A 22289-nucleotide genomic window follows, 5' to 3' on the forward strand; every position below is an offset into this window, starting at 1 on the left:
TAGCTGGCTTGCCTGCGATGGCGATTTCGGCCTTACACACGCCTCACACTTCCCAAAGCCCTCCACATCCCCGCCTCCTCCAGTCCCACAAAAACTATCCCACCGCCCGTCAAAAAATTCCTACCCTGGCAAAGCCTTGCAAACACACGCCTTGGCCGAAAACCACGGCATTTTGGCCCTCCATCGTGACCATCCGCCGCAACACAAAGACAAATTTTTCCTTATAATGCGCGGGTAAATCGGGCCTGCAATATCCCTTTACACGGGGATGAAGAGCCAGACCTGAGGCCCCCGCTGGAGCATGCACCTGTCGCTCCGCCCCTCAAGCCTCACGCAGAGCACCCGTTACCCTATTCCGTTTAATGCCTGCGCTAGCTGTTGCAACAAACGATTCCTTAAGATCCACCGCGGCCCGAGGGCCGTGTGAACACCCAACCATCCGGTTTCACACGGGCACCTTTGAGCCCTCACGCAGGAGACGACACGTCATGCTGAGCTGGGACGAATTCGACAAAGAAGAAGACGGCGAAGTAGTTGCCAAAGGCGCCAACGCCGGCCACGCCACCGAAGCCAACATCGACCGCCTCGACGGTGCCGGCGCTGCCGCCGCCATCGAAGCCCGCGCCGTCACCGCCAGTGACTCCGCCGCCATCGTGCGCGCCAAGGCCGCCCTGGACAAACTCGACGTCGCCGAAGGCCTCGCTGAGCTCGAAGGCTCCGCCGCCCGCGTCGCCGTTGACGAAAAGCGCATGATCAACTGCCGCGCCGACCTCAACCAACTCGTGCCCTTCAAGTACGACTGGGCCTGGCAGAAGTACCTCGACGGCTGCGCCAACCACTGGATGCCGCAAGAGGTCAACATGACCGCCGACATCGCCCTGTGGAAAAACCCCGAAGGCCTGACCGACGACGAACGCCGCATCGTCATGCGCAACCTCGGCTTCTTCTCCACTGCGGATTCGTTGGTCGCGAACAACCTGGTGCTGGCCGTGTACCGCCTGATCACCAACCCGGAGTGCCGCCAGTACATCCTGCGTCAGGCCTTCGAAGAAGCGATCCACACCCACGCCTACCAGTACTGCATCGAATCGCTGGCCATGGATGAAGGCGAGATCTTCAACATGTACCACGAGATCCCATCGGTGGCTAAAAAAGCCGCCTGGGGCCTGAAGTACACCCGTTCGATCTCCGATCCGAAGTTCGAAACCGGCACCGTTGAGACTGATAAAGAGCTGCTGCGCAACTTGGTCGCCTACTACTGCGTCCTGGAAGGCATCTTCTTCTACTGCGGCTTCACCCAGATCCTGTCCATGGGCCGTCGTAACAAAATGACCGGCGTGGCCGAGCAGTTCCAGTACATCCTGCGCGACGAGTCGATGCACCTGAACTTCGGTATCGATGTGATCAACCAGATCAAAATCGAAAACCCACATTTGTGGGATGCTGAAATGAAAGAAGAAGCGACCCAGATGATCCTGCAAGGGACGCAGCTGGAGATTGAATATGCGCGCGATACCATGCCGCGCGGTGTTCTCGGCATGAATGCGGCAATGATGGAGGACTACCTCAAGTTCATCGCCAACCGTCGTCTGTCGCAGATTGGCTTGAAAGAAGAATACCCGGGCACCACCAACCCGTTCCCGTGGATGAGCGAGATCATGGACTTGAAGAAAGAGAAAAACTTCTTCGAAACCCGCGTGATCGAGTATCAAACTGGCGGCGCGTTGAGCTGGGATTAGTCCACGGCATAGATCTAAACGTTGAGCTGGGATTAATCCCTAAGCCGGCAACATCAAGAAGCCCTGACATGTTCAGGGCTTTTTTATGCTCCGTGATTTGAATAGGAGCCTTCTTACACCAAGATCATCCATTCAAGGGTTGATGTGAGTTTCAATGCTGAATAGTCTCGTCCACCGGTGCCTAAGAAACGCCCAACGTAGAAGCTAGCCACACTTACAGCCAAAATCCGCCTGATCTCATTCATGCGAACTTAATGCTGCTTTGAGGCCAGGCAAGTTGGAGTTTCTTAAACCCGCTCTCTACGTTGGGCTCCTGCCCTCGCGACAATCACGTAGAGATCACAGGAAATGCCTAGCCAATATCTGCTCGACTTGCCGACAGCCAAGAAGGTTGCCACGGCTGAGCCCTTTGTTGCCGTCGTTTTCACCCGCCAAAACCTTCAACTTCACACCCTCCTTTTAGAAAACCAACCCTGGTTCTGCGCGCGCGACCTTGGGCGTTTGATGGGCTGGTATCTAGATGAGCGAACGACGCGCAAGCTCGATGAAGACCAGCGAAGAACTCTAAAACTACTGTTTCACGGTCAGCCGCAAGAAATGCTGATGATCAGTGAATCCGGGGCTTACGCATTGCTGGTTTATCACTACACACCGGGGAATCGCCTACTGCGTAGCTGGCTGACTCATGAAGTAGTTCCGACGTTGCGGGACGAGCGTCAGCCTCGGACGATGGAGCGACCGTTGTTGAGCATGTTGGATTGGCCTGAGATGTCGTTGAACCTGCTGCATTGGCAGGATGAAGGTTGGATACGACTTCGGGATATGCCGTATTTGTTAGTGAATCGGTCCTATCGGGGAGAATCAACAAAGACTCTGTGGTGGCGCAAGCTCATTCAACCTTTCCGAATGAAGCAGCGATTTCACTAAATTCGACGACAGCCAAATCTGACCGATCCGCAGGAAATTTCGTAGACGCCATAATGGCTACTCAGTATCGTCCGAGGGTTTTCTACCCTCGGCGGCTGTATGGATACGCAAAAAAGTAATACCGGATGGAGCGATCAGGAGCTTGAAGCGTCCGTCGATGGCTACCTGAAAATGTTGAAGCTGGAAAGTCTCGGCCAGTCGCTTAACAAGAAAGCTGAACACGAGCTTCTGCGCGAGGGCGCTCTAAGCGATCGGTCCTTGGCGTCGGTCGACTACCGCATGCGCAATATTTCTGCTGTATTTGAAACACTGAATCAGACGCCAATTGCAGGCTACACAGCTGCAAATAATGTCGGCTCGGGAATCGTCTCTCGTATTCGTCGAATGCTTGAACAGCGCGGCATCGTTGAATCTGAAAACAACGCCCCCACGTTTGATGAAGAGCTATTGGAGCGGCGCGCGGCAAAGCTTCAAAGCAAACCCATCAAGACTAAGCCCGAAGGCATCGCCACGCCGCAACAGGTCAGCACAACCAGCACATCTTACGTCCGCGATCCGGAAGTACGCGCTTGGGTGCGTCAGCAGGCGGCGGGTATTTGTGAGGGTTGCGGCCTACAGGCTCCGTTTACTCTAGATAACGGCCAGCCATTTCTTGAAGTACATCACGTCAAGCACCTCGCCCAGAAGGGTTCGGATCGCACCACCAATGCTGTAGCCTTGTGCCCCAATTGCCATCAGCGTTGTCACCGGTCGAGCGACCGGGATGAATTCACCGCTGGGCTGTACTCGAAAATCAGTCGATTGATACAGGAGTAAAATCCTGCTGTCACACCTGATGCACGCTTAAAAAATATTAGATAGGACCGAGGCCAACCCGTGAACCCAGACATGCTCGAAGCCGGCCCAGTAGACGCCAAAGTACTCTCCGTCTTTGACTTCGACGGCACCCTGACCCATCACGATAGTTTCGTGCCGTTCCTCAAGTTTGCCTTTGGCCCCGGCGAGTTTTATGGCCGGATGGTCAAGCTGGCGGTGCCTGGGCTGCGCTTTTTGCTGCGGCAGATCAGCCGGGATGAGTTGAAGGCGCAGTTGATCCGCACCTTTATGACTGGGGTGGAGAAGGCGTGGGTGCAGCAGCAGGCTGAGGCGTATTGCCAGCGCTATTGGAGCAAGTTGATGCGCCCCACCGGGTTGCAGTCGGTGGCGGATGAGGTGAAGTCCGGGGCGGTGGTGACCTTGTGTTCGGCATCGCCGGCATTGGTGTTGCAGCCGTTTGCGAATCGGTTGGGGATCAAGTTGATTGGCACTGAGCTTGAGGTGGTCGACGGGGTGTTGACAGGCAAGCTCACGGGGAATAATTGCCGCTGTGAGAATAAGGTGCTGCGGCTTGAGGCGGTGTATGGGGATTTGGGCGAGTATCGGCTGCGCGCTTGGGGCGATACGCGTGGGGATCGGGAGTTGTTGGCGGCGGCGCAGGATGCGCATTTTCGGCATTTTCATGCGAAAAAGAAGCGGGCTCGGTTGCAGCGGTGATGCAGGTGGATGGGGGCGGCGGGTGGACCGAGTCGATCCCATCGCTGCCTCGCTGGGGCTCGAGAGCTCCCACATTTTGATCGGTGCAGGGCTGGGTGCGCACTCGCATGAGGTGTGGGGGTCGATGCAGTGGATGGGGGCGGCAGGTAGACCGAGTCGATCCCATCGCTGCCTCGCTGGGGCTCGAGAGCTCCCACATTTGAGCTTTGTAGGCTCATTGATCAGTGTTCGGCGGGGGTTTAGATCGGGGCTTTGAGGTCTATGCCCAGGGCTGTGGCGAAGGCTTTTAGCATCGAGCTTCTTGGCGCGTTGTGGCGCAGGATCAGGTTGAATGCGGTGCTCAGGTGAACCTGTTCCGGGCACAGTGCGCGCAGGCGCCCTTCCCTTACCAGTGGCGCGGCGTAGTGTTGGAAGCGGCCGGTGAGGATCAGGACGGCGACGGCTTCCACTTGTGAGGCCGAGGCGGACTGGCTGTCGTAGGTGACGAAGTTGGCCTTGTCGCGGTGGACCGCGTACCGGTGGTTGACCACTTGGTATTGACGCAGCACATCAGGCTTGCCTGCGATTGCGGTGGGTCAGCTTGCCTATACCTGACTTGATACTCCGCTATCGCAGGCAAGCCAGCTCCCACATTTTTGATCTCCTTAATAAAGGATATTTGCGTAATTTGTCGCGGTGGACCGCGTACCGGTGGTTGACCACTTGGTATTGACGCAGCACATCAGGCTTGCCTGCGATTGCGGTGGGTCAGCTTGCCTATACCTGACTTGATACTCCGCTATCGCAGGCAAGCCAGCTCCCACATTTTTGATCTCCTTAATAAAGGATATTTGCGTAATATCCAGCAACTCATCTCACGGACCCGAGCCCCATGAAATTCGACACGGCCTATAGCCTGAGTCTCGACGAAAAACTGTCGATCTACGACGTACGAGATCTGAATTTCGACGAAACCAGCCCTTTCGACTCCGACAAGGACAGTTTCCTGTGCCCCAACGACGAATGCCGCGCAGCATTCGATGCGGGCAATGCGCTGAGCACCTTCAACGCGAAAAACATCAATTACCAGCGCACGCCGCACTTCAAGAACAAGACCAGCACCCAACACATTGATGGCTGCCGCTATGCCAGCACGCACAAGAGCGCGCCCGGTGAAAGTGACGACGAGCGCGAGGACAATTTCCCATCAGAATTTGTACTGACGCGGCGTCAGTACCCACGCAAAACACCACTCGCGGGCACCGAGGGACACGTCCCGCAGGATCCAACGAAAGCGCCTTCGCCCCGCACCGCCACATCCCACAGCGCCAGCGACACCACCCCGGACAAAACCAGCGTGTTCGCCCACCCGGTGGAATGCTATGTGTCGAATATCGACGACAAAGACAAGCTCAAGGCCATGCCGCTGAAGATCGGCGAGCACACCGCGACCTACTGGACGTTTTTCAAGAAGGTCGAATACCTGCAAGACAACAAAGGCCTGATCTACTGGGGCAAGATCAAAGCGATCAAGGACTACACCAGCAGCTTTCGCATCGACTTCGAAAAGAAGGTGTGGCTCGACAAGAAACCCTATTCGGTCAACGTCTACCTGAGCAAAAAACTCATCGAGAACTACCGCAAGCGCAAGGCGTTCCTGGAGCAGATCAAGGCGGCGGTGGACAGTGAACGGGCGTTGTATTGCTTCTTCTATGGTGTGACGCCAGCGTTGCAACATGTCAATCAGCGCCCAATAGTTTCCAGGTAACAGCGTCCAATCACGGTTTTCCTATTGATACATGAGCGCTGCAACCTCCTGAGCTCATCATGGAGGCCGCAGGGGTAGTCATGATGAAAAATCCAGTTGATGAGCGGTCAAAACAACTGTACAAAAACACAGTATAGTTTGCCCTCCCCCGTCGAACCTGGAGAAACCCCATGTCCTCTCTGGCAATGAGCTCTTTCGTAGAACAGCAGATCGTCCTGCATCAATTCACCACCAAACACAGCGTGCAGGCCCGCGCGATGCTCGGTTGGAGCCGCGAAGAACTGGCCCGACAAGCCGGGTTGACGGTGGAAGCGGTACAACGCTTTGAAAGTCAGGGTGATGTGGATGATGACACTCGCCTGGCATTGGCCTTTCGGCTGGAGGCTGAAGGGCTGGTGTTTTTTCCGGGGTTTGCGCCGGGGTGGGGGATGAGTGTGCGCGGAGCGTCACTCAAACCATCAGCGCCTTTGGCTTATGAGGCGGCAGAGTAAATTATTTACTCGCACTCACGCTTATCCCTATTTAGGTATGTCGTCTCATGAGTCCATGGAAGCCACTCCTATGGGTGGGCGGCAGTAAAAAAGATCTTCAGTTGATGCCCGGTTCTGTTCAGGACGGACCTCAGATGCGGAGCCAAGGTGTTATAGCCGGGAATTAGCACGCGCGACAATACCGCCCGAGTTTGGCTTATCCGTTTGAGAATGGGTTGATGCGAGCGGCGAACCGACCGGTTCCTCGGTCAAGGGCAATGAATGCCCTATCGGGCACGGCAACCTCATGCACCAATGCACCCTACAATAGTTATCCATCAAAACCTACACCCCCGAGAATAGTCTGCCCGGGATCATCGCACTCCCATCTGACGTTTGTCGCAGAGCTGAAACACCCTGAAAAACCCTTTTTCCAGAACGCTTGGCCTTACCCCGCAGCGTGCTCTTTTACACCCTGAGTTTCCACGTCCAGCCACCACACATGCCCGCGTTCAGGCTGGTTCAAACTGAACGCCTGCCCCATCGCCGGGGTGGTAATCGACACGTTGCGCTCCCAGGCCAGGGCCATGATGCGGTCGAAGGGTTCGTGCCAGGCGTGGAACGCCAGGTCGAAGGTGCCGTTGTGAATCGGCAGCAGCCAACGCCCTTTCAGGTCGATATGCGCTTGCAGGGTTTGTTCCGGCTGCATATGCACATGAGGCCAGTCGACGTTGTAAGCACCTGTTTCCATCAGCGTCAGATCGAACGGGCCGTAGTGTTCACCGATACGTTTGAAGCCGTCGAAATAGCCCGTGTCGCCACTGAAAAAGATCCGCCGCGCGCCGTCGATCATCACCCAGGAACACCACAGGGTCTGGTTGCTATCAAACAGGCCACGCCCGGAAAAATGCTGGGCCGGCGTGGCGACAAAGCGAATGCCGTCCACCTCGGTGCCTTCCCACCAATCCAGTTGCCGCACTTTGCTGGCGTCCACACCCCACTTCACCAGGATGTCGCCCACGCCCAGCGGGGCCAGAAAGTATCGGGTTTTGTCGGCCAGTTGGACGACAGCCTTGTGGTCGAGATGGTCGTAATGGTTGTGGGAAAGAATCACCGCCTCCAGCGGCGGCAAGTCTTCAAGGCTGATAGGCGGCTGATGAAAGCGCTTGGGCCCGGCCCAACTGAAAGGCGAGGCGCGCTCGGCAAACACCGGGTCGGTGACCCAGAATTTACCGCGCATTTTCAGCAGCACAGCGGAATGCCCCAGGCGAAACACGCTGTGGTCAGGGGCGGCCAGCAGTTGCTCGCGCGTCAGTGGTTGCACCGGAATCTTGCCTACCGGCCGCGTGCTGCGTGGCTTGTTGAAAAGCATGTTCCAGAAAATCCGCAACGTTTTGCCAAAGCCACCGTGTTGCACCGGGGCGTCGTTGCTGAAGTGCCCTTGCGCCTGTTCGGCAGGCTTGAGTGCCGTTGGCGCTGGGTCGAGTCGGCTTGAAATCGTGGCCATAACTGAGTGACTCCTACATTCCGCCCTATAATTACACTGCACAGTATAGTTTCTAGATTGCAACAAATCCCGGAGCAAGTAAACTACCGAGTGTAATTTTCCTTCTAGAGTCGAACGCCCTCCATGACTGCTCCCCTGCGCCTCACCGACCGTAAACGCGAAGCCATCGTGGCTGCGGCCATCGCCGAGTTTCGGGTTAACGGGTTCGAGGTCACCAGCATGGACAAAATTGCGGCCACCGCCGGCGTTTCCAAACGCACGGTGTACAACCACTTCCCCAGCAAGGAAGAGTTGTTTGCCGAAATCCTCCACCAATTGTGGGCCAGCAGCGTTGCACAACTGGACGTGAGCTACACCAGTGACCGCCCCCTGCGCGAGCAATTGCGCGGCTTGCTGCAAGCGAAGATGAAGATGATGGCAGACGCCAACTTCCTCGACCTGGCCCGCGTCGCGATTGCCGCCACCATCCATTCGCCGGAACGCGCGCAAGATATGGTCAACCGCCTGAGCAAGCGCGAAGAAGGTTTCACCCAATGGGTACGCGCCGCCCAGGACGATGGGCGGCTGCGCTGCACCGACGCGGCCTTCGCAGCCCACCAGATACAAAGCCTGCTCAAGGCCTTCGCCTTCTGGCCCCAGATCACCCTGGGCCAGCCGGTCCTTGACGACGCCAGTCAGGCCAGCGTTATCGAATCGGCTATCGACCTGTTCCTGGCCGGCTACGAAGTCAGCGCGCCCTGCCCGCAGTAAAAGCCTGTTGCAGGCGCGACATTCCAGGTCGTTTTTAGCCGATTTGCACGCAGTGCTGCGCAAATGGCCTGGAAGGACACTGATTATTGCTACGCGAATAACTGACAATATTCACAACTATTATCCGATCAACGGTTCCAACCGCTGACGCATGCTGTCGTATCTGCAAAAAAGAGCTGACCTGGAACATTATGGAAAACAGACGAGGCAAAGGGCTTTCATTTGCCAGGCGTATCTACAAGCCAAGGATCATCGGCCTGGGCATCGGTTGTATCAGTGTCGCTGGCGCGCTTTACCCTCTGGCAATGCCCGGCTGGGTCTGGGCGTTTCTGCTATTTAACGGTTATATCTGGGCCCACGTGGCCTACCAGCTTTCAACGCGTTCGCAGTTTCCCTTCCAGGCCGAACAACGCAACCTGCTCTACGACTCACTGTTCGGCGGTTTCTGGGCCGCGGCTATCCAGCTCACGCCGCTGACGACGGTGACCATCCTGTCAATGATGACCATGAATAACGTCGCTGCGGGCGGCAAGCGTTTGTTCCTGCGCGGGCTGCTGGCACAGGCCGCCGGCATCGGGTTGGCGTGGGGGCTGTTCGGGATCAAGTTCAACCCCAACGTCAGCCTCACCCAGGTCTACACCTGCCTGCCGATGTTGACGCTCTATCCGATGGCCATCGGTATGGTCTGCTATCAGTTGGCAATCAAACTGTCCGAACACAAACGCGCCCTGAGCGCCCTGAGCCGCACGGACAGCTTGACCGGGTTGCTCAACCACGGCTCCTGGAAAGACCTGCTGCACTTGAAATTCCACAAATGCCAACTGCAACAAAGCCACGCCACCATTGCCCTGATTGATATCGACCACTTCAAGCAGATCAATGACGCCCACGGCCATATCGTGGGGGATGCCGTACTGAGGCAACTGAGCCTGGAACTGCGCAAAGTCCTGCGAGAAAACGACTTGGCCGGTCGTTACGGTGGCGATGAATTCTGTGTGATTCTTCCGCAAATGCCTTTGCAAGCAGCCGCGAAGGTCATGGAGCACATGCGCGAAACATTCAGTAACTACCGCAACCCGCAGATACCCGAGCTGCGCGTGAGCCTGAGCATTGGCCTGGCGGACTTCCAGCCCACCTTCAGCGATGCCGCGATGTGGCTCAACGCCGCGGATCGCGCGCTGTACGCGGCCAAGGACACCGGTCGCAACCGAGTGAATGTCAGCGACTATGTAATGGCCCATTCCGCCTAAGTCGTCCTACAACATCTCGTCTGAATTCTCTTACGCCAGCCTGCCGCAATAGCATAATGCCTCCATTGGTCGCTTCCCCTGAAAATGCCCGTTCCGGCGGCGAACTTCTTGACCGACCGATCACTCTGACCCCGTTGTTCCACCCCACTCTGTCAGCACAAGGAAGCTGACAATGAGCAAGTCAACCGTAAGGCCTGGTGCCCTACGGGGGCAGGCGCATATTCATGGATACCTCAGACGCGTGGTTCCCCGAGCCTTCGAACATGCTATTCAACGCCCATAAAAAAACCATCAGTACCCTGCAACACACCAACGCCCAACACGCCAGCCTGCTGGAGGCCATCGAGCGCTCCATGGCAGTGATCGAATTCGACCTGCAAGGCACGGTGTTGCGCGCCAATGACAACTTCCTCAAAACCATGAGCTACCGCGCCGAACAGATCGTGGGCCAGCCTCACCGGATGTTCTGCACGCCCGCCTTCAGCCGCAGCGCCGAGTACAACCAGTTGTGGACGCAATTGCGCAATGGCCAATTCCAGTCAGGCACCTTTGAACGGGTGGCCGGCGATGGCCAGTCGGTGTGGCTGGAAGCCAGCTATAACCCGGTGCGCGATGACACAGGCCAGGTCATCAAGGTGGTGAAGTACGCCATGGACGTCACCCCACGCCTGCAGGCCGAAAGCGAAGCCAATGCCAAGCTGGGCGCCATCGACCGCGCCATGGCGGTGATCGAGTTCAATCTCGACGGCACCATCATCACCGCCAACGACAATTTCCTGCAGCGCATGGGCTACAGCCTGACGCAGATCCAGGGCAAGCATCACCGCCTGTTCTGCAAGCCGGAGCTGGCCAACAGCGCGACATACGACGATTTCTGGAAACGCTTGAACCAGGGCGAACTGTTCAGCGGCCAGTTCGAACGCATCGACAAAAACGGCCAGACGGTCTGGCTCGAAGCCAACTACAACCCGGTGTACGACGCCAGTGGGCGCCTGTGCAAAGTGGTGAAGTTCGCCTCCGACATTACCGCCAAGGTGCAGCAACACACCGCCGATGCCGCCAGCGCCGCCCAGGCTTATCACATCTCCTTGAACACCCGGGACATCGCCGAAAAAGGCGCCAATGTGATCCAGCAAACCGCCAGCGGCATGCGCGAAATTGCCGCTGACATTGACGGCTCTTCACAACTGATCGCCAAGCTGGGCGAGCGTTCGCAGCAGATCACCGCCATCGTCAACACCATCCGCGGCATCGCCGACCAGACCAACCTGCTGGCCCTCAACGCCGCCATCGAAGCGGCGCGCGCTGGCGAGCAAGGTCGCGGCTTTGCCGTAGTCGCTGATGAAGTGCGCCAACTGGCGGCACGCACCAGCGGCTCGACGGCGGAAATCTCCAGCATGATCGCGATGATCCAAGAGGAAACCCGTCAGGCCATCGACAGCATGGAAGGCACTCGCGACCGTGCCGCACAGGGTGTGGAGCTGGCCAACCAGGCCGGGACGGTGATCCTGCAGATTCGCGAAGGCACTGGCGAGGCCGTACAGGCGGTGAGCGCGTTTGCCAATGAGCGGGGCACCAACTGACCCGATCTTCATGTGTTTGGCCCGGGGGCTCGGTCTATAGTGCTGACTAGTCTTACGCTAAGGATTCGAGCCCGCCATGACCCCAGACAAGCCAGACGCCGCCCCCGTCGATCACCTGCGTTTCCACCGAAGCCACGCGCACCTGATGTCGACCTTCGGCAACGACACTTTTGCCCTCAAGGCTGAGGCGTTCGCACGGTTCTTCGGGACGCCGACCTTCCTCGGCGCGCAAACTGTGATCGTGTTGGTATGGATAGTGCTGAATATCACCGGCATCACCCACTTCGACGTGTACCCGTTCATCCTGCTCAACCTCGCCTTCAGCCTGCAAGCAGCCTATGCCGCGCCGCTGATCCTGCTGGCCCAGACACGCCAGGCCGCCCGCGACAAAGCCCAGTCCGACGCCGATGCCCAGCACCGCGAAGACATCGCCATTGCAAACACCGAGCGCCAGGCCCAAGCGGCGCAGACCACCAAACAGCTGCTGGAACTGCTGGAGCAAAACACCCGCCTGACGGAAATGACCAAGCAACTGACCGAACGCATCGAAAGCCTGACCTGCGAAATGCATGATCAGTTTGTGCGCAAAACCATGGCAACCGCACATGCCGCCCCAGCTCATCAAACAACGTGACCACCGAACGCAGCGCCCGGCAGTCCGGGCGCGTCAGCAGCCACAGTGCGCTATCCCGCCCGGCCAACGCAGGCCCCAACGGTTGCAAGCCATCGCCCAAGAGAAAATCCGGTAGCGCCGCCACGCCCAACCCCGCCCGCACCAGTTCAGTGACCGACAACATGCTGTTGCAGCGATAACTGGGGCGCACGCCCGGCAAGTGCTCGCGGCGCCAGGCGACCGTGGGGTGATCGGGCAGGAAGTCGTCCGGCGCGATCCAGGGCAGGTCGGCCAACTCGCGGCCTGCATGCTGGCGCACAAAACCGGCACTGGCGCACACCTGATAGGCCACCGTGCCCAGGCAACGCCCCACAAGGTGCTCCGGCGGCGTCTTGGTCAGGCGCAGAGCGATGTCCGCATCGCGGCGGCTGAGGTTGGCGAAATCATTCGAGGTGCTCAACTCCAGGGTCAACGCCGGGTACTCGGGCATGAACTGCGCCAACGCCGGCAGCAGCAAGCCTTGCAATACTGAGTCGGTGCAGGTCAGGCGCACGGTGCCGCTGATCACTTCACCGCCCTGCTCCACGCCAATGCGCGCCGCTTCCAGGGCCTGTTCGGCGTTTTCGGCCTGCTGCGCCAGGTGACTGGCTAAGCTGGTGGGCAGGTAACCGGCGCGGCTTTTTTCAAACAGGGTCTGGCCCAGGGCCGCCTCCAGCCGCCGCACCGCACGGAACACCGTGGATACATCCACCCGCAATAACGCCGCCGCCCGCGCCAGGGTGCCGCCGCGCACCAAGGCGAGGATCAGCGACAAGTCTGGGTAGTCAATTTGATAGTGCGTGGCTGCATTGAGCATGTGGGCAAACGCCAATTTTGATTGCGTGAGCGCCAATCTATAGTGCGTACCAAGACACAACAAGCCATGGGGCCTACACGATGAAAGCCAGCACCCTGCACCTCGCCCTGATCGGCGACTACAACCCTGACGTGATTGCGCACCAAGCCATTCCCGTGGCGCTGCAACAGGCGGCCGAAGCCCTGGGCCTGAACGTCCACGTGCAATGGCTCGACACAGATTCGCTCACACCCAACACCCAACTGCACCGCTTCGATGGCTTCTGGTGCGTGCCCGCCAGCCCCTACCGCGACACCGACGGCGCACTGCGGGCGATCCGTTTTGCCCGCGAGCACAAGCGCCCTTTCCTCGGCACCTGCGGTGGTTTTCAACACGCGGTGCTGGAATATGCTCGCAACGTGCTGGGCTGGGCGGATGCCGAACACGGCGAACTGGCCCCGCAGGCCAAACGCGCGGTGATCACGCCACTCAACTGCGCATTGGTGGAGGCGACCGATACCGTGCGCCTGGTGCCGTACACCCGCATCGCCGAGGCCTACGCCAGCCTGGATATCCATGAAGGTTACCGCTGCCGCTACGGCATCAACCCCGAATTCGCCAACGCACTGCTTGAAGGCGACTTGATTGCCAGCGGCCACGATTCGGCGGGTGATCTGCGCGCCATGGAGCTGCTGGACCACCCGTTTTTCGTCGCCACCCTGTTCCAGCCTGAACGCGCCGCGCTCAAAGGCACTACCCCGCCGTTGGCGACTGCCCTGCTCCAGGCCTGCCAGGCGCTGGCACGATGATCGCCAACACACCCGCCCCGCCCTACTACGCGGTTATTTTCAGCTCACTGCGCACCGAGGGCGATCAAGGCTACGGCCAGGCCGCCGCGCGCATGCTGGAGCTTGCGCGCGAACAACCGGGGTTTCTTGGGGTGGAATCGGCCCGCGAAGACGGCTTGGGGATCACCGTGTCCTATTGGCAGAGCGAGGCCGCGATACTGGCCTGGAAACAGCAGGCCGAGCATCGCGAGGTGCGCGAGCAAGGTCGCGCCAGCTGGTACTCGGCGTTCCACACGCGCGTGTGCAAGGTGGAGCGGGCGTACGCCTTCCAAAACTGAAATGCTTACCCCTGTGGGAGCCAGCTCCCACCTTTGATCTTGGCTACGCCTTCCAAAACTGAAATGCTTACCCCTGTGGGAGCCAGCTCCCACCTTTGATCTTTATTGTCTGCAAAAACGACATTCGCTTAGCTGACCAAACTGCGCAGCGCACTGATCTGCGGGATCTCCACTCGGCGCATATACACGCGCAACGGCTCGGTGATGTTGATGCGATCGTCGATGTTCTGGTCCAGCAGCAATTGCAGGCGTTCGCGCGATAAGGTCATCGCGTGGTCGGCGGCCGGCAGCCAGACAAATTCGGCGGTGGGGATGATGCCGTCATCGGCCACGTCCATGCCGAAGGAATCTTCGCTGAAACGTACGATGTACTGGCCAGTTTTGCGGTTCAGGCCGACAAACCCGTGGAGTTGGTCGGCGGCCTGGCAGATAAGCTCGGACGTGATGCGCATGGTAAACCTCACTGAAAAGTCCCACAGGGACTGGAAAGATGGTTTACACGCGTGGCAGAAATCACTGCCCTCTAACGGGGCAATTCGGCCAAGAATACTGCAATGCAGCACAAAAAAACCCAGAAAAATGGCCCGCGCGCACGTTAATGTCGGTTTGGTGATAGCGCCTTTCGCAATCAATTGTTAAAAAGGATGCCTTCTCAAAGTTACCTCCACGAAAGGACTTCGCTTATGCCTGTCACGTTTTCCAAGAGCGCCCTGCTGCTCGCGCTGATGCTCGGCCTTGGCCAAGCGCAGGCTGGCGACCCGATCAGCCCGGCTGAATTGTCGACAAACGAAGGCATTCCGTACCCGGCCGTCATCGCCCACCGCGGCGCTTCCTACGACGCCCCCGAATCCACCGCCGCTTCCTACAAGCTCGCACGCGACCTGGGTGCCGACTACCTGGAAATGGACCTGCAGCGCAGCAAGGACGGCGTGCTGTTCGCCCTGCACGACAACAACCTGCAGCGCACCACCGACGTGGCCACCAAGTTCCCGGAGCGCAAAGACGCCCCGGCCAACGAATTCACCTGGGCTGAATTGCGCACCCTGGACGCCGGCAGCTGGTTCAACACTGCCTACCCAGACCGCGCGCGCCCTGCTTTCGTCGGCCTGAAAATCCAGAGCCTGGACGAAATCATCAAGATCGCCGAAGGCAACCCGCAGCACAAACCCGGCCTGTACATCGAGACTAAAGAGCCCAAACAGTTTCCGGGCATCGAAGCCGACCTGAAAAACAAGCTGTTGGACAAAGGCTGGTTGAGCTCCGCCGGTTCCAAGCTGGGCAAGAGCAACACCGGCGTTGGCCAGGGCAAGGGCCGCGTCGTGCTGCAAACGTTTGAGAAAGACAGCTTGAGAGAGCTGCAAAAAGAAATGCCCAACACCCCGAAAATCCTGCTGTTGTGGGTCGGCCCAGGCAGCATCGAACCGAAGTCCGCGCAGACCTTCGCCGAGTCCGGCGAGCCGACCAAGGCCGCCTACTACGCCAAGCAAGAGCCGAAAGACGCCGCCGAGTTCGAAAAATGGGTCGACGAAGCCAAGAGCCTCGGCGCCATCGGCACTGGCCCATCGGCCGAGCTGACCAACCATGGCGACCAGAGCTACACCGACCTGGTGAAGCCTGAGATGAACAAGCTGACCCACGACAAAGGCCTGCTGGTGCACGTCTATACCGTCGATGAGCCGGTGGACTTCGAGAAAGTGATGAAAGCCGGCGTCGATGGCATCTTCACTAACCGCGCCGCCGAGCTGCTGAAGTTCTACAAGCGCTGGCCGTCGTCGAGTGTGCAGGACCTGCTCAAGGACAACGGCTACTGAGTGAAACCCGCGTGTAGGGTGAGTTAAGTTGCGCTGGTTAACCTGAGCCCACTTAAACAGCTCACCGAAGAAGGACACACACCATGAAAACCCTGACTGCTCTGTTCGCCGCTACCGCCCTGACCCTGACCGCCGGCCTGGCCCAGGCGGATGTTCGTCCGGATCACATTGAAGGCCTGCTCAAGTCCGGCGCCGTGATGCCTTTTGAGCAACTCAACACCAAAGCCGTCGCCACGCACCCTGGCGCCACCATCACCGACACCGAGCTGGACCACAAAAACGGTGTACTGGTTTACGAAGTTGACGTCACCGACACCGCTGGCAAACGCTTTGAAGTGAAGCTCGACGCCAAGACCGGCGCCGTGCTGGAAAACAAGCAAGACACCTGAGTTCCAGCGCCAAAAAAACCGCGCCACTGTTTAAGTGGCGCGGTTTTTTTATGCCTGCTCGAAACCAAACCGGCCTGGGGTTGTATATCGTCAAGCAGATCGCCCAGGCTCACGGGGGTGAACTGAGCGTGTCCACTGATGAGCAGCACGGCACCGTGTTCAGCTTCAGCCTGCCGATAGGCTGATCAGGCGCCCAAACGCGCCGTCACTTCATTCAGCTCAGCCGACAAACCACGCAGGTTCTGGCTCGCCGCTTCAGTGCGCTGCACGTTGTCCATGTTCGCCGTGGCCACCGTGGTGATCTGGGTAATATTGCGCGAGATATCCTCGGCCACCGAGGTCTGCTCTTCCGCGGCCGTGGCGATCTGGCGATTCATGTCACGGATCGCCTCCACGGCCTGGGTGATGTGATTAAGCATGGCACCGGCCTGGGAAACTTTTTCCACGCTGTCATCACTGCAGGACTGGCCGCTGACAATCGCCTCGGCCGCATCCACCGCACCGGTTTGCACCGCGTGAATAATCTGGTTGATCTCGATGATCGACGCCGCCGTGCGTTGCGCCAGGCTGCGCACTTCATCGGCCACCACCGCAAAACCACGGCCCGCCTCACCCGCCCGCGCCGCTTCAATCGCGGCGTTGAGCGCGAGCAGGTTGGTCTGTTCGGCGATCCCACGGATCACCTCGAGCACCTTGCCGATGCGCACGCTGTCGGTTTCCAGGCGGCGGATGATGGTGCCGGTGTTGAGGATTTCATTGCGCATCTGGCCGATGGTGGCGATGGTGACCTTCATCACTTCCCCGCCTTCGCGGGCCGAATGATCCGCCTCGTCGGCGGCGCGCGAGGCACTGGCGGCGTGGCGGGCAACTTCTTGGGCAGTGGCGGACATCTCGGTCATGGCCGTGGCCACTTGGTCGGTGCGGTTGAATTGTTCGTGGGTGCCGTTTGCCATCTGCCCGGCAATCGAACTCAACTCGCCGCTGGCGCTGACCAGTTCGGTGGCGCTGCGCTGCAAGCGGCTGAAGGTTTCGGCGAGGAAGTCACGCAAGGTATTGGCGACGGCCGCCAAGTGGCCCAGTTCATCCTGGCGGCGACTGGCGACGCGTTCGGCAAACCGGCCGTGACTCAGTTGCGTCACGTAGTCGATCAAGCCACGAATCGGCAGGATCAGGTTGCGGTTGATCAGCCACAAGCTGAACAGGCCGATCAACACACCCGACAGCAACATGATTGCCAACCCCACCATGACCGTGCGCTCGGCATAGGCGCTGATGGCTTGGGATTGCTGGCTGCCCTGCGCGCGCAAGTCACTGACCAGCGCGCTCATCTGGTCGCTGGTGGCGCGGTCCACACCTTTGACGGCGGTGTCGCCGACAGTCGGGTCGCCACCCGCCGCTACGTAGGCATCGCGCCCCTTTTGGTAAGCCACACCCAACTGCAGGTGTTCCTGGCGCAGGCTATCAATGCGCCGGCTCAGGCTTGGGTCGTCCTGGGTCTGGGTGACCAACCGAGTGAGGATGCCCTGCACATCGCGTTGCCGGTCCTGGAACTGGCCCCAGTATTTCTCCATGTCCTGGGGCTGTTTGCCGCGTAGCAGGACGTTTTTCCACTCCTGCACTTGTACCTTGAATTGCAGGTTGGCTTCATCAATCAGTTGAGACGTGAGCAAGGGCCCTTCGATCAAACTGCGATAACTTTGCACGCCGTTAGAGAGGAAGTTGAAACAGGCCAGGGCGATCAACAAGATCGCAAGCAGACTGCCACCGAGCAGCGACAAAATTTGTGCTCTCAAGGAAGTACGCAAAATGTTCATGGGGAAAGCCTCAAAACAAGGAAAAAGGTGCAAGCACGCCATAACATCCCTGTCATCAAGGCTCAGCCCATTCGCAGCGGGCCTTGTGCTTGGAGTCGGCCGTGCTAGAGGCTTCTTTAAGGATTCCAGACCGACGGTCAATAAAATGTCATCTCCAGGAAATACATCATAACCCGTCACAAAATTGTCAAATTACCTTGCAATGATTCGCCCACGCGAACCTGTGAAACGTCCTACAGGCGCTTTCTCTGCGAGCCTCCATGAACCACAGCATCGACCACGGCCACCAGGATCCCGATCTGTTTGGCCTGCTTTACGGTTTCCGTTTTCGCCCTGGAGAAAAAGGCGAGCAGATTGATTCAGCCACCGCGCTGGCGGCTTTGCAGGCACCACAAGACCCGGAAGAATTCCTTTGGCTGCACCTGAACCTGGCTCACGCCGCGTGCGAGCGCTGGATGCAGACGCACCTGTCGTTGCCGGATGAGTTTTTTGAAGCGCTGCACGAAGGCTCACGCTCCACGCGTATCGAACACGTCGACTCGGCCTTGCTGGCGGTGGTCAACGACGTGGTGTTCAACTTCAGCAGCATGGTTTCCTCGGATATTTCCACGCTGTGGGTGTGCGCCCGCAGCCGCTTGCTGGTGAGTGCGCGCCTGCAACCGTTGCACTCGGTGGACAAATTGCGCTCGTCGGTGAAGGCCGGTGAACGCTTTCGCTCGCCACTGGAACTGCTGGTGCATTTGTTGCGCGACCAAGGCGAAGTGCTGACGCAGATCGTGCGTAAGACCAGCCTCAGCGTCGACCATATCGAAGACCAGTTGCTGTCTTCGCGCCTGTCCACCAACCGCGCCGAACTGGGTGCCGCGCGCCGAGTGCTGGTGCGCCTGCAACGCCTGCTGGCGCTGGAACCGGGCTCGTTGCTGCGCCTGCTCAATCGCCCGCCGCAGTGGCTGCAAAAAGAAGACGTGAAGGAGTTGCGCAAATCCACCGAGGAGTTTGCGCTGATCATCAACGACCTGACGGCCCTGGGTGAGCGCATCAAGTTGTTGCAGGAAGAGATCGCCGCCAACCTCAACGAGCAAAGCAACCGCACGCTGTTCACCCTCACGGTGGTGACGGTACTGGCATTGCCGATCAATATCATTGCCGGTTTTTTCGGCATGAACGTGGGAGGTGTGCCGCTCTCGACTGACCCGGAGGGGTTTTGGATTCTGGTGGCGTTGGTGGCGACATTTACCTTGATTGCCGGGCGCTGGGCGTTTCGCAAACGCAAAGATTACTGACCTTGGAATGCAATCAAACTGTGGGAGCTGGCTTGTGGAGCGTCAGTCAAGGTGVCTGCCCGATCGCGCATAGGTATCTACACATCTTTTTATGGGTTGAATTCTTTGGTTGTCGCGGGGGCGCTGGGTACATATCCGTTGCTGCGGTAACGGCTGCTAGGTTCCGCCTTACGCGGGTCACTTTTGGAAAAGAGCCCCAAAAGTAACCAAAAGGGCTCTTGCCCCACCACTCGGCACCTCGCCTAGGCTCGGTGTGCCCTCACGCAGGCTTTGGACCGTGGGCCGCCGCCATGGGCCATCCTTGGCCCATCGCGGCTAAACCGGCGTCCTGCCGGTTTACCCCGCTCCAAAGCCTGCGTTCGGCCAGCGTGGTTTAACGGGGCGCCTAAGATCAAGATCAAGATCAAAAGCAAGAGCACGGCGGCCTAGTAGCCGACCTGAGTGGTTAGATCAAAAGCAAGCCGAGGCGGCCTGACAGCCGACCTGATATTTGAAACTGAACTCAATCTAATGTGGGAGCTGGCTTGCCTGCGATGCAGACACCTCGGTCCATCAAGTACACCGAGTTGATGCCATCGCAGGCAAGCCAGCTCCCACAATCATACATCAGTAGAAGGTGTGCTTGCTTCTGCCCTGCTTTTGCTTCAACCACTCAGGTCGGCTACTAGGCCGCCGTGCTCTTGCTTTTGATCTGCTTTTGATCTTGATCTGAGGCGCCCCGTTAACCACGATGGCCGAACGCAGGCTTGAATCCGTGGGTAACCCGGCAGGACGCCGGGTTAGCCGCGATGGGCCAAGGATGGCCCATGGCGGCGCCCACAAGCCAGGGCACACCGAGCCTAGGCGAGGTGCCGAGTGGTGGGGCAAGAGCCCTTTTGGTTACTTTTGGCTGGGCCGGCATTCCGGGCTCTTTTCCAAAAGTGACCCGCGTAAGGCGGAACCCAGCAGCCGTTACCGCAGCAACGGATATGTACCAACACCAAAACCCCAAAACTTAGCGCAACACAAAAAGTTGCGTAGATACCCTGGCATCGCAGGCAAGCCGCTCCCACATTGATTGCACTTGACATTAGTTTTGCGGGGGTTTGTAGACCAGTGGCACACCCAATTCCCTAAACACTGACTTACCGCAGCATCTCTGTAACATTCTGCAATGATCATCAACGACATCCTCCTCACACTGGATGCTCCGGCATGGCCACCCCTTCCCTGACTGCCTCCACCACCGCCTCATACGCAGACCCCAAACCCCAGCTGGACAAGAAACCCGGCCTGGTGACGGTGATCATTTTCTTCGCCGTACTTGCCATGGGCCTGTTGTTCACCGCCTACAGCCTGATGCACGACATGCACGAACTGGGCACGGTGGTGACCACCTGGACGCCGTTCCTGCTGCTCGGCGTGGCGCTGTTGATCGCCCTGGGTTTCGAGTTCGTCAACGGCTTCCACGACACCGCCAACGCGGTGGCAACGGTGATCTACACCAACTCGCTGCCGCCGCATTTTGCAGTGGTGTGGTCGGGCTTTTTCAACTTCCTCGGCGTGCTGCTGTCCAGCGGTGCAGTAGCGTTCGGCATCATTGCCTTGCTGCCAGTCGAGCTGATTTTGCAGGTGGGTTCCTCAGCCGGTTTTGCGATGATCTTTGCCCTGCTGATCGCGGCGATCCTCTGGAACCTCGGCACCTGGTGGCTGGGCTTGCCGGCCTCGTCGTCGCACACCCTGATCGGCTCGATCATCGGCGTGGGCGTGGCGAATGCCTTGATGCATGGGCGTGACGGCACCAGCGGCGTGGATTGGAGCCAGGCGATCAAGATTGGGTATGCCTTACTGCTCTCGCCGCTGATCGGCTTTGCCTTTGCCGCCTTGCTGTTGCTGGCCCTGCGCGCCTTTGTGAAAAACCGCTCGCTGTACAAAGCACCGAAGGGCGATACCCCGCCGCCTTGGTGGATTCGCGGCATGTTGATCGTCACCTGCACCGGCGTGTCGTTCGCCCACGGCTCCAACGATGGCCAGAAAGGCATGGGCCTGATCATGCTGATCCTGGTCGGCACCCTGCCGATGGCCTACGCACTGAACCGCACCATGCCCGCCGAGCAGTCCTTGCAGTTCGCGGCGGTGGCTGAAGTGACCCAGGTGGCGTTGATGAAAAGCGCGCCGCAAGCCTTGCCCGGCGACCCGCGGCCGATTCTTTCGACCTACGTGCGCACCAAGGAAGCCACCCCGGAACTGGTGCCAGCCCTCGCCGCCCTCGCCGGCCAGATCGGTGATGAAGTCAAAGGCTACGGCTCCCTGGCCAAAGTCCCCGCCGAAGCGGTCGGCAACGTGCGTAACGACATGTACCTGAGCAGCGAAACCATTCGCCTGATGGACAAGGGCAAGGTCGGCAACTTCGATGCCGACACCCAAGGCAAGCTGCAATTGTTCAAGCAACAGATCGACAATTCCACCCGCTTTATTCCACTGTGGGTGAAGATCGCCGTGGCCATCGCCCTCGGGCTGGGCACCATGGTCGGCTGGAAGCGCATCGTGGTGACGGTGGGCGAGAAGATTGGCAAGACGCACCTGACGTATGCCCAAGGCGCCTCGGCCGAGACGGTGGCGATGCTGACGATTGGCGCAGCGGATATGTTCGGGTTACCGGTGTCGACCACCCATGTGCTGTCGTCGGGTGTGGCCGGGACCATGGTGGCGAATGGCGGTGGGTTGCAGATGAAGACCATCCGCAATCTGCTGATGGCCTGGGTGCTGACGTTGCCGGCGGCGATTCTGTTGTCGGGCAGTTTGTACTGGCTGTTCACCAAACTGTTCTGACACAACACAGATCAAACTGTGGGAGCTGGCTTGCCTGCTCCCACAGGGGTTTTAGGGTGTGTCAGAAAACTGTGGGAGCTGGCTTGCCTGCTCCCACAGGG

General features: G+C 58.8%; 18 protein-coding genes and 4 pseudogenes. 17 read left to right on the forward strand and 5 right to left on the reverse strand.

Translation table 11 applies throughout. The features are described from left to right. The first annotated feature begins 488 nt into the window (after nucleotides 1-488). The 4 genes from GJU48_RS18375 to GJU48_RS18390 all read left to right on the forward strand — a co-directional run bounded on the left by GJU48_RS18375 (nucleotide 489) and on the right by GJU48_RS18390 (nucleotide 4199). Nucleotides 489-1739 carry a ribonucleotide-diphosphate reductase subunit beta gene (locus GJU48_RS18375; protein ID WP_094950484.1) on the forward strand — a complete coding sequence of 417 codons (1251 nt, stop codon included), beginning with the start codon at nucleotides 489-491 and terminating at the stop codon, nucleotides 1737-1739. Nucleotides 1740-2087: 348 nt separating this feature from the next. After that, nucleotides 2088-2666 (forward strand): BRO-N domain-containing protein, encoded by a 579-nt coding sequence (locus GJU48_RS18380; protein ID WP_094950483.1) that lies wholly within the window; start codon nucleotides 2088-2090, stop codon nucleotides 2664-2666. A gap of 99 nt (nucleotides 2667-2765) precedes the next feature. Beyond that, complete coding sequence (locus tag GJU48_RS18385; protein ID WP_094950482.1) at nucleotides 2766-3482, forward strand: HNH endonuclease; 717 nt, start codon at nucleotides 2766-2768, stop codon at nucleotides 3480-3482. 72 nt (nucleotides 3483-3554) lie between these two features. Beyond that, nucleotides 3555-4199 carry an HAD-IB family hydrolase gene (locus tag GJU48_RS18390; protein WP_094950481.1) on the forward strand — a complete coding sequence of 215 codons (645 nt, stop codon included), beginning with the start codon at nucleotides 3555-3557 and terminating at the stop codon, nucleotides 4197-4199. A 239-nt stretch (nucleotides 4200-4438) separates the two neighbouring features. Here the strand turns inward: GJU48_RS18390 and GJU48_RS18395 are convergent. Next, nucleotides 4439-4753 (reverse strand): annotated as a pseudogene (locus GJU48_RS18395) (LysR family transcriptional regulator); the annotation flags it as partial. A gap of 317 nt (nucleotides 4754-5070) precedes the next feature. On the opposite strand from GJU48_RS18395, the pseudogene GJU48_RS18400 reads away from it, so the two are divergent. Then, nucleotides 5071-5919, forward strand: a pseudogene (locus GJU48_RS18400) (hypothetical protein); the annotation flags it as partial. A gap of 197 nt (nucleotides 5920-6116) precedes the next feature. After that, a complete protein-coding gene (locus tag GJU48_RS18405) occupies nucleotides 6117-6437 on the forward strand; it encodes a helix-turn-helix domain-containing protein (RefSeq protein ID WP_094953047.1) in 321 nt (106 codons plus the stop codon). Nucleotides 6438-6864: 427 nt separating this feature from the next. Here the strand turns inward: GJU48_RS18405 and GJU48_RS18410 are convergent, their stop codons facing one another. Further along, on the reverse strand, nucleotides 6865-7923 hold the full coding sequence (locus tag GJU48_RS18410; RefSeq protein WP_094953046.1) for an MBL fold metallo-hydrolase: 1059 nt from the start codon (nucleotides 7921-7923) through the stop codon (nucleotides 6865-6867). Between the two features lie 123 nt (nucleotides 7924-8046). On the opposite strand from GJU48_RS18410, the gene GJU48_RS18415 reads away from it, so the two are divergent. From GJU48_RS18415 to GJU48_RS18430, 4 genes are all read left to right on the forward strand, one after another. Beyond that, nucleotides 8047-8673 carry a TetR/AcrR family transcriptional regulator gene (locus tag GJU48_RS18415; RefSeq protein ID WP_094953045.1) on the forward strand — a complete coding sequence of 209 codons (627 nt, stop codon included), beginning with the start codon at nucleotides 8047-8049 and terminating at the stop codon, nucleotides 8671-8673. Between the two features lie 191 nt (nucleotides 8674-8864). Continuing rightward, nucleotides 8865-9923: a diguanylate cyclase gene (locus GJU48_RS18420; protein ID WP_094953044.1), complete on the forward strand. Its 1059-nt coding sequence runs from the start codon at nucleotides 8865-8867 to the stop codon at nucleotides 9921-9923. Nucleotides 9924-10186: 263 nt separating this feature from the next. After that, entirely contained in the window at nucleotides 10187-11506 is a 1320-nt protein-coding gene (locus tag GJU48_RS25505; RefSeq protein WP_094953043.1) for a methyl-accepting chemotaxis protein, read from the forward strand. A 76-nt stretch (nucleotides 11507-11582) separates the two neighbouring features. Next, the gene (locus GJU48_RS18430; protein ID WP_155296065.1) at nucleotides 11583-12140 is read left to right on the forward strand and encodes a DUF1003 domain-containing protein; all 558 of its coding nucleotides are present in this window, start codon (nucleotides 11583-11585) and stop codon (nucleotides 12138-12140) included. Here GJU48_RS18430 and GJU48_RS18435 read toward each other — a convergent pair. Then, nucleotides 12103-12975 (reverse strand): annotated as a pseudogene (locus tag GJU48_RS18435) (LysR family transcriptional regulator); the annotation flags it as partial. The gene GJU48_RS18430 and the pseudogene GJU48_RS18435 sit on opposite strands and share 38 nt — an antisense overlap. A gap of 80 nt (nucleotides 12976-13055) precedes the next feature. Here GJU48_RS18435 and GJU48_RS18440 point away from each other — a divergent pair. Next, nucleotides 13056-13763: a CTP synthase C-terminal region-related (seleno)protein gene (locus GJU48_RS18440; RefSeq protein WP_094953040.1), complete on the forward strand. Its 708-nt coding sequence runs from the start codon at nucleotides 13056-13058 to the stop codon at nucleotides 13761-13763. Further along, entirely contained in the window at nucleotides 13760-14080 is a 321-nt protein-coding gene (locus tag GJU48_RS18445; protein ID WP_094953039.1) for an antibiotic biosynthesis monooxygenase family protein, read from the forward strand. Before GJU48_RS18440 ends, GJU48_RS18445 begins: the two co-directional genes overlap by 4 nt. Before the next feature lie 128 nt (nucleotides 14081-14208). Here the strand turns inward: GJU48_RS18445 and GJU48_RS18450 are convergent, their stop codons facing one another. After that, nucleotides 14209-14532, reverse strand: coding sequence for a DUF2025 family protein (locus tag GJU48_RS18450; protein ID WP_094953038.1), 324 nt, complete (start codon nucleotides 14530-14532; stop codon nucleotides 14209-14211). Nucleotides 14533-14763: 231 nt separating this feature from the next. Between GJU48_RS18450 and GJU48_RS18455 the strand changes: the two genes are divergently transcribed. From GJU48_RS18455 to GJU48_RS18465, 3 genes and pseudogenes are all read left to right on the forward strand, one after another. After that, a complete protein-coding gene (locus tag GJU48_RS18455) occupies nucleotides 14764-15891 on the forward strand; it encodes a glycerophosphodiester phosphodiesterase (RefSeq protein ID WP_094953037.1) in 1128 nt (375 codons plus the stop codon). An 83-nt stretch (nucleotides 15892-15974) separates the two neighbouring features. Then, nucleotides 15975-16280 (forward strand): PepSY domain-containing protein, encoded by a 306-nt coding sequence (locus tag GJU48_RS18460; RefSeq protein ID WP_094953035.1) that lies wholly within the window; start codon nucleotides 15975-15977, stop codon nucleotides 16278-16280. 59 nt (nucleotides 16281-16339) lie between these two features. Beyond that, a pseudogene (locus GJU48_RS18465) lies at nucleotides 16340-16465 on the forward strand (ATP-binding protein); the annotation flags it as partial. On the opposite strand, the gene GJU48_RS18470 reads toward GJU48_RS18465, so the two are convergent. Beyond that, nucleotides 16466-18094: a methyl-accepting chemotaxis protein gene (locus tag GJU48_RS18470; protein ID WP_094953033.1), complete on the reverse strand. Its 1629-nt coding sequence runs from the start codon at nucleotides 18092-18094 to the stop codon at nucleotides 16466-16468. A 260-nt stretch (nucleotides 18095-18354) separates the two neighbouring features. On the opposite strand from GJU48_RS18470, the gene GJU48_RS18475 reads away from it, so the two are divergent. Then, a complete protein-coding gene (locus GJU48_RS18475; protein ID WP_094953032.1) occupies nucleotides 18355-19377 on the forward strand; it encodes a transporter in 1023 nt (340 codons plus the stop codon). Between the two features lie 1194 nt (nucleotides 19378-20571). Beyond that, nucleotides 20572-22188: an inorganic phosphate transporter gene (locus tag GJU48_RS18480; protein ID WP_094953685.1), complete on the forward strand. Its 1617-nt coding sequence runs from the start codon at nucleotides 20572-20574 to the stop codon at nucleotides 22186-22188. The last annotated feature ends 101 nt before the right edge of the window (nucleotides 22189-22289 follow it).

The organism is Pseudomonas sp. IB20 (assembly GCF_009707325.1).
Classification (GTDB): domain Bacteria; phylum Pseudomonadota; class Gammaproteobacteria; order Pseudomonadales; family Pseudomonadaceae; genus Aquipseudomonas.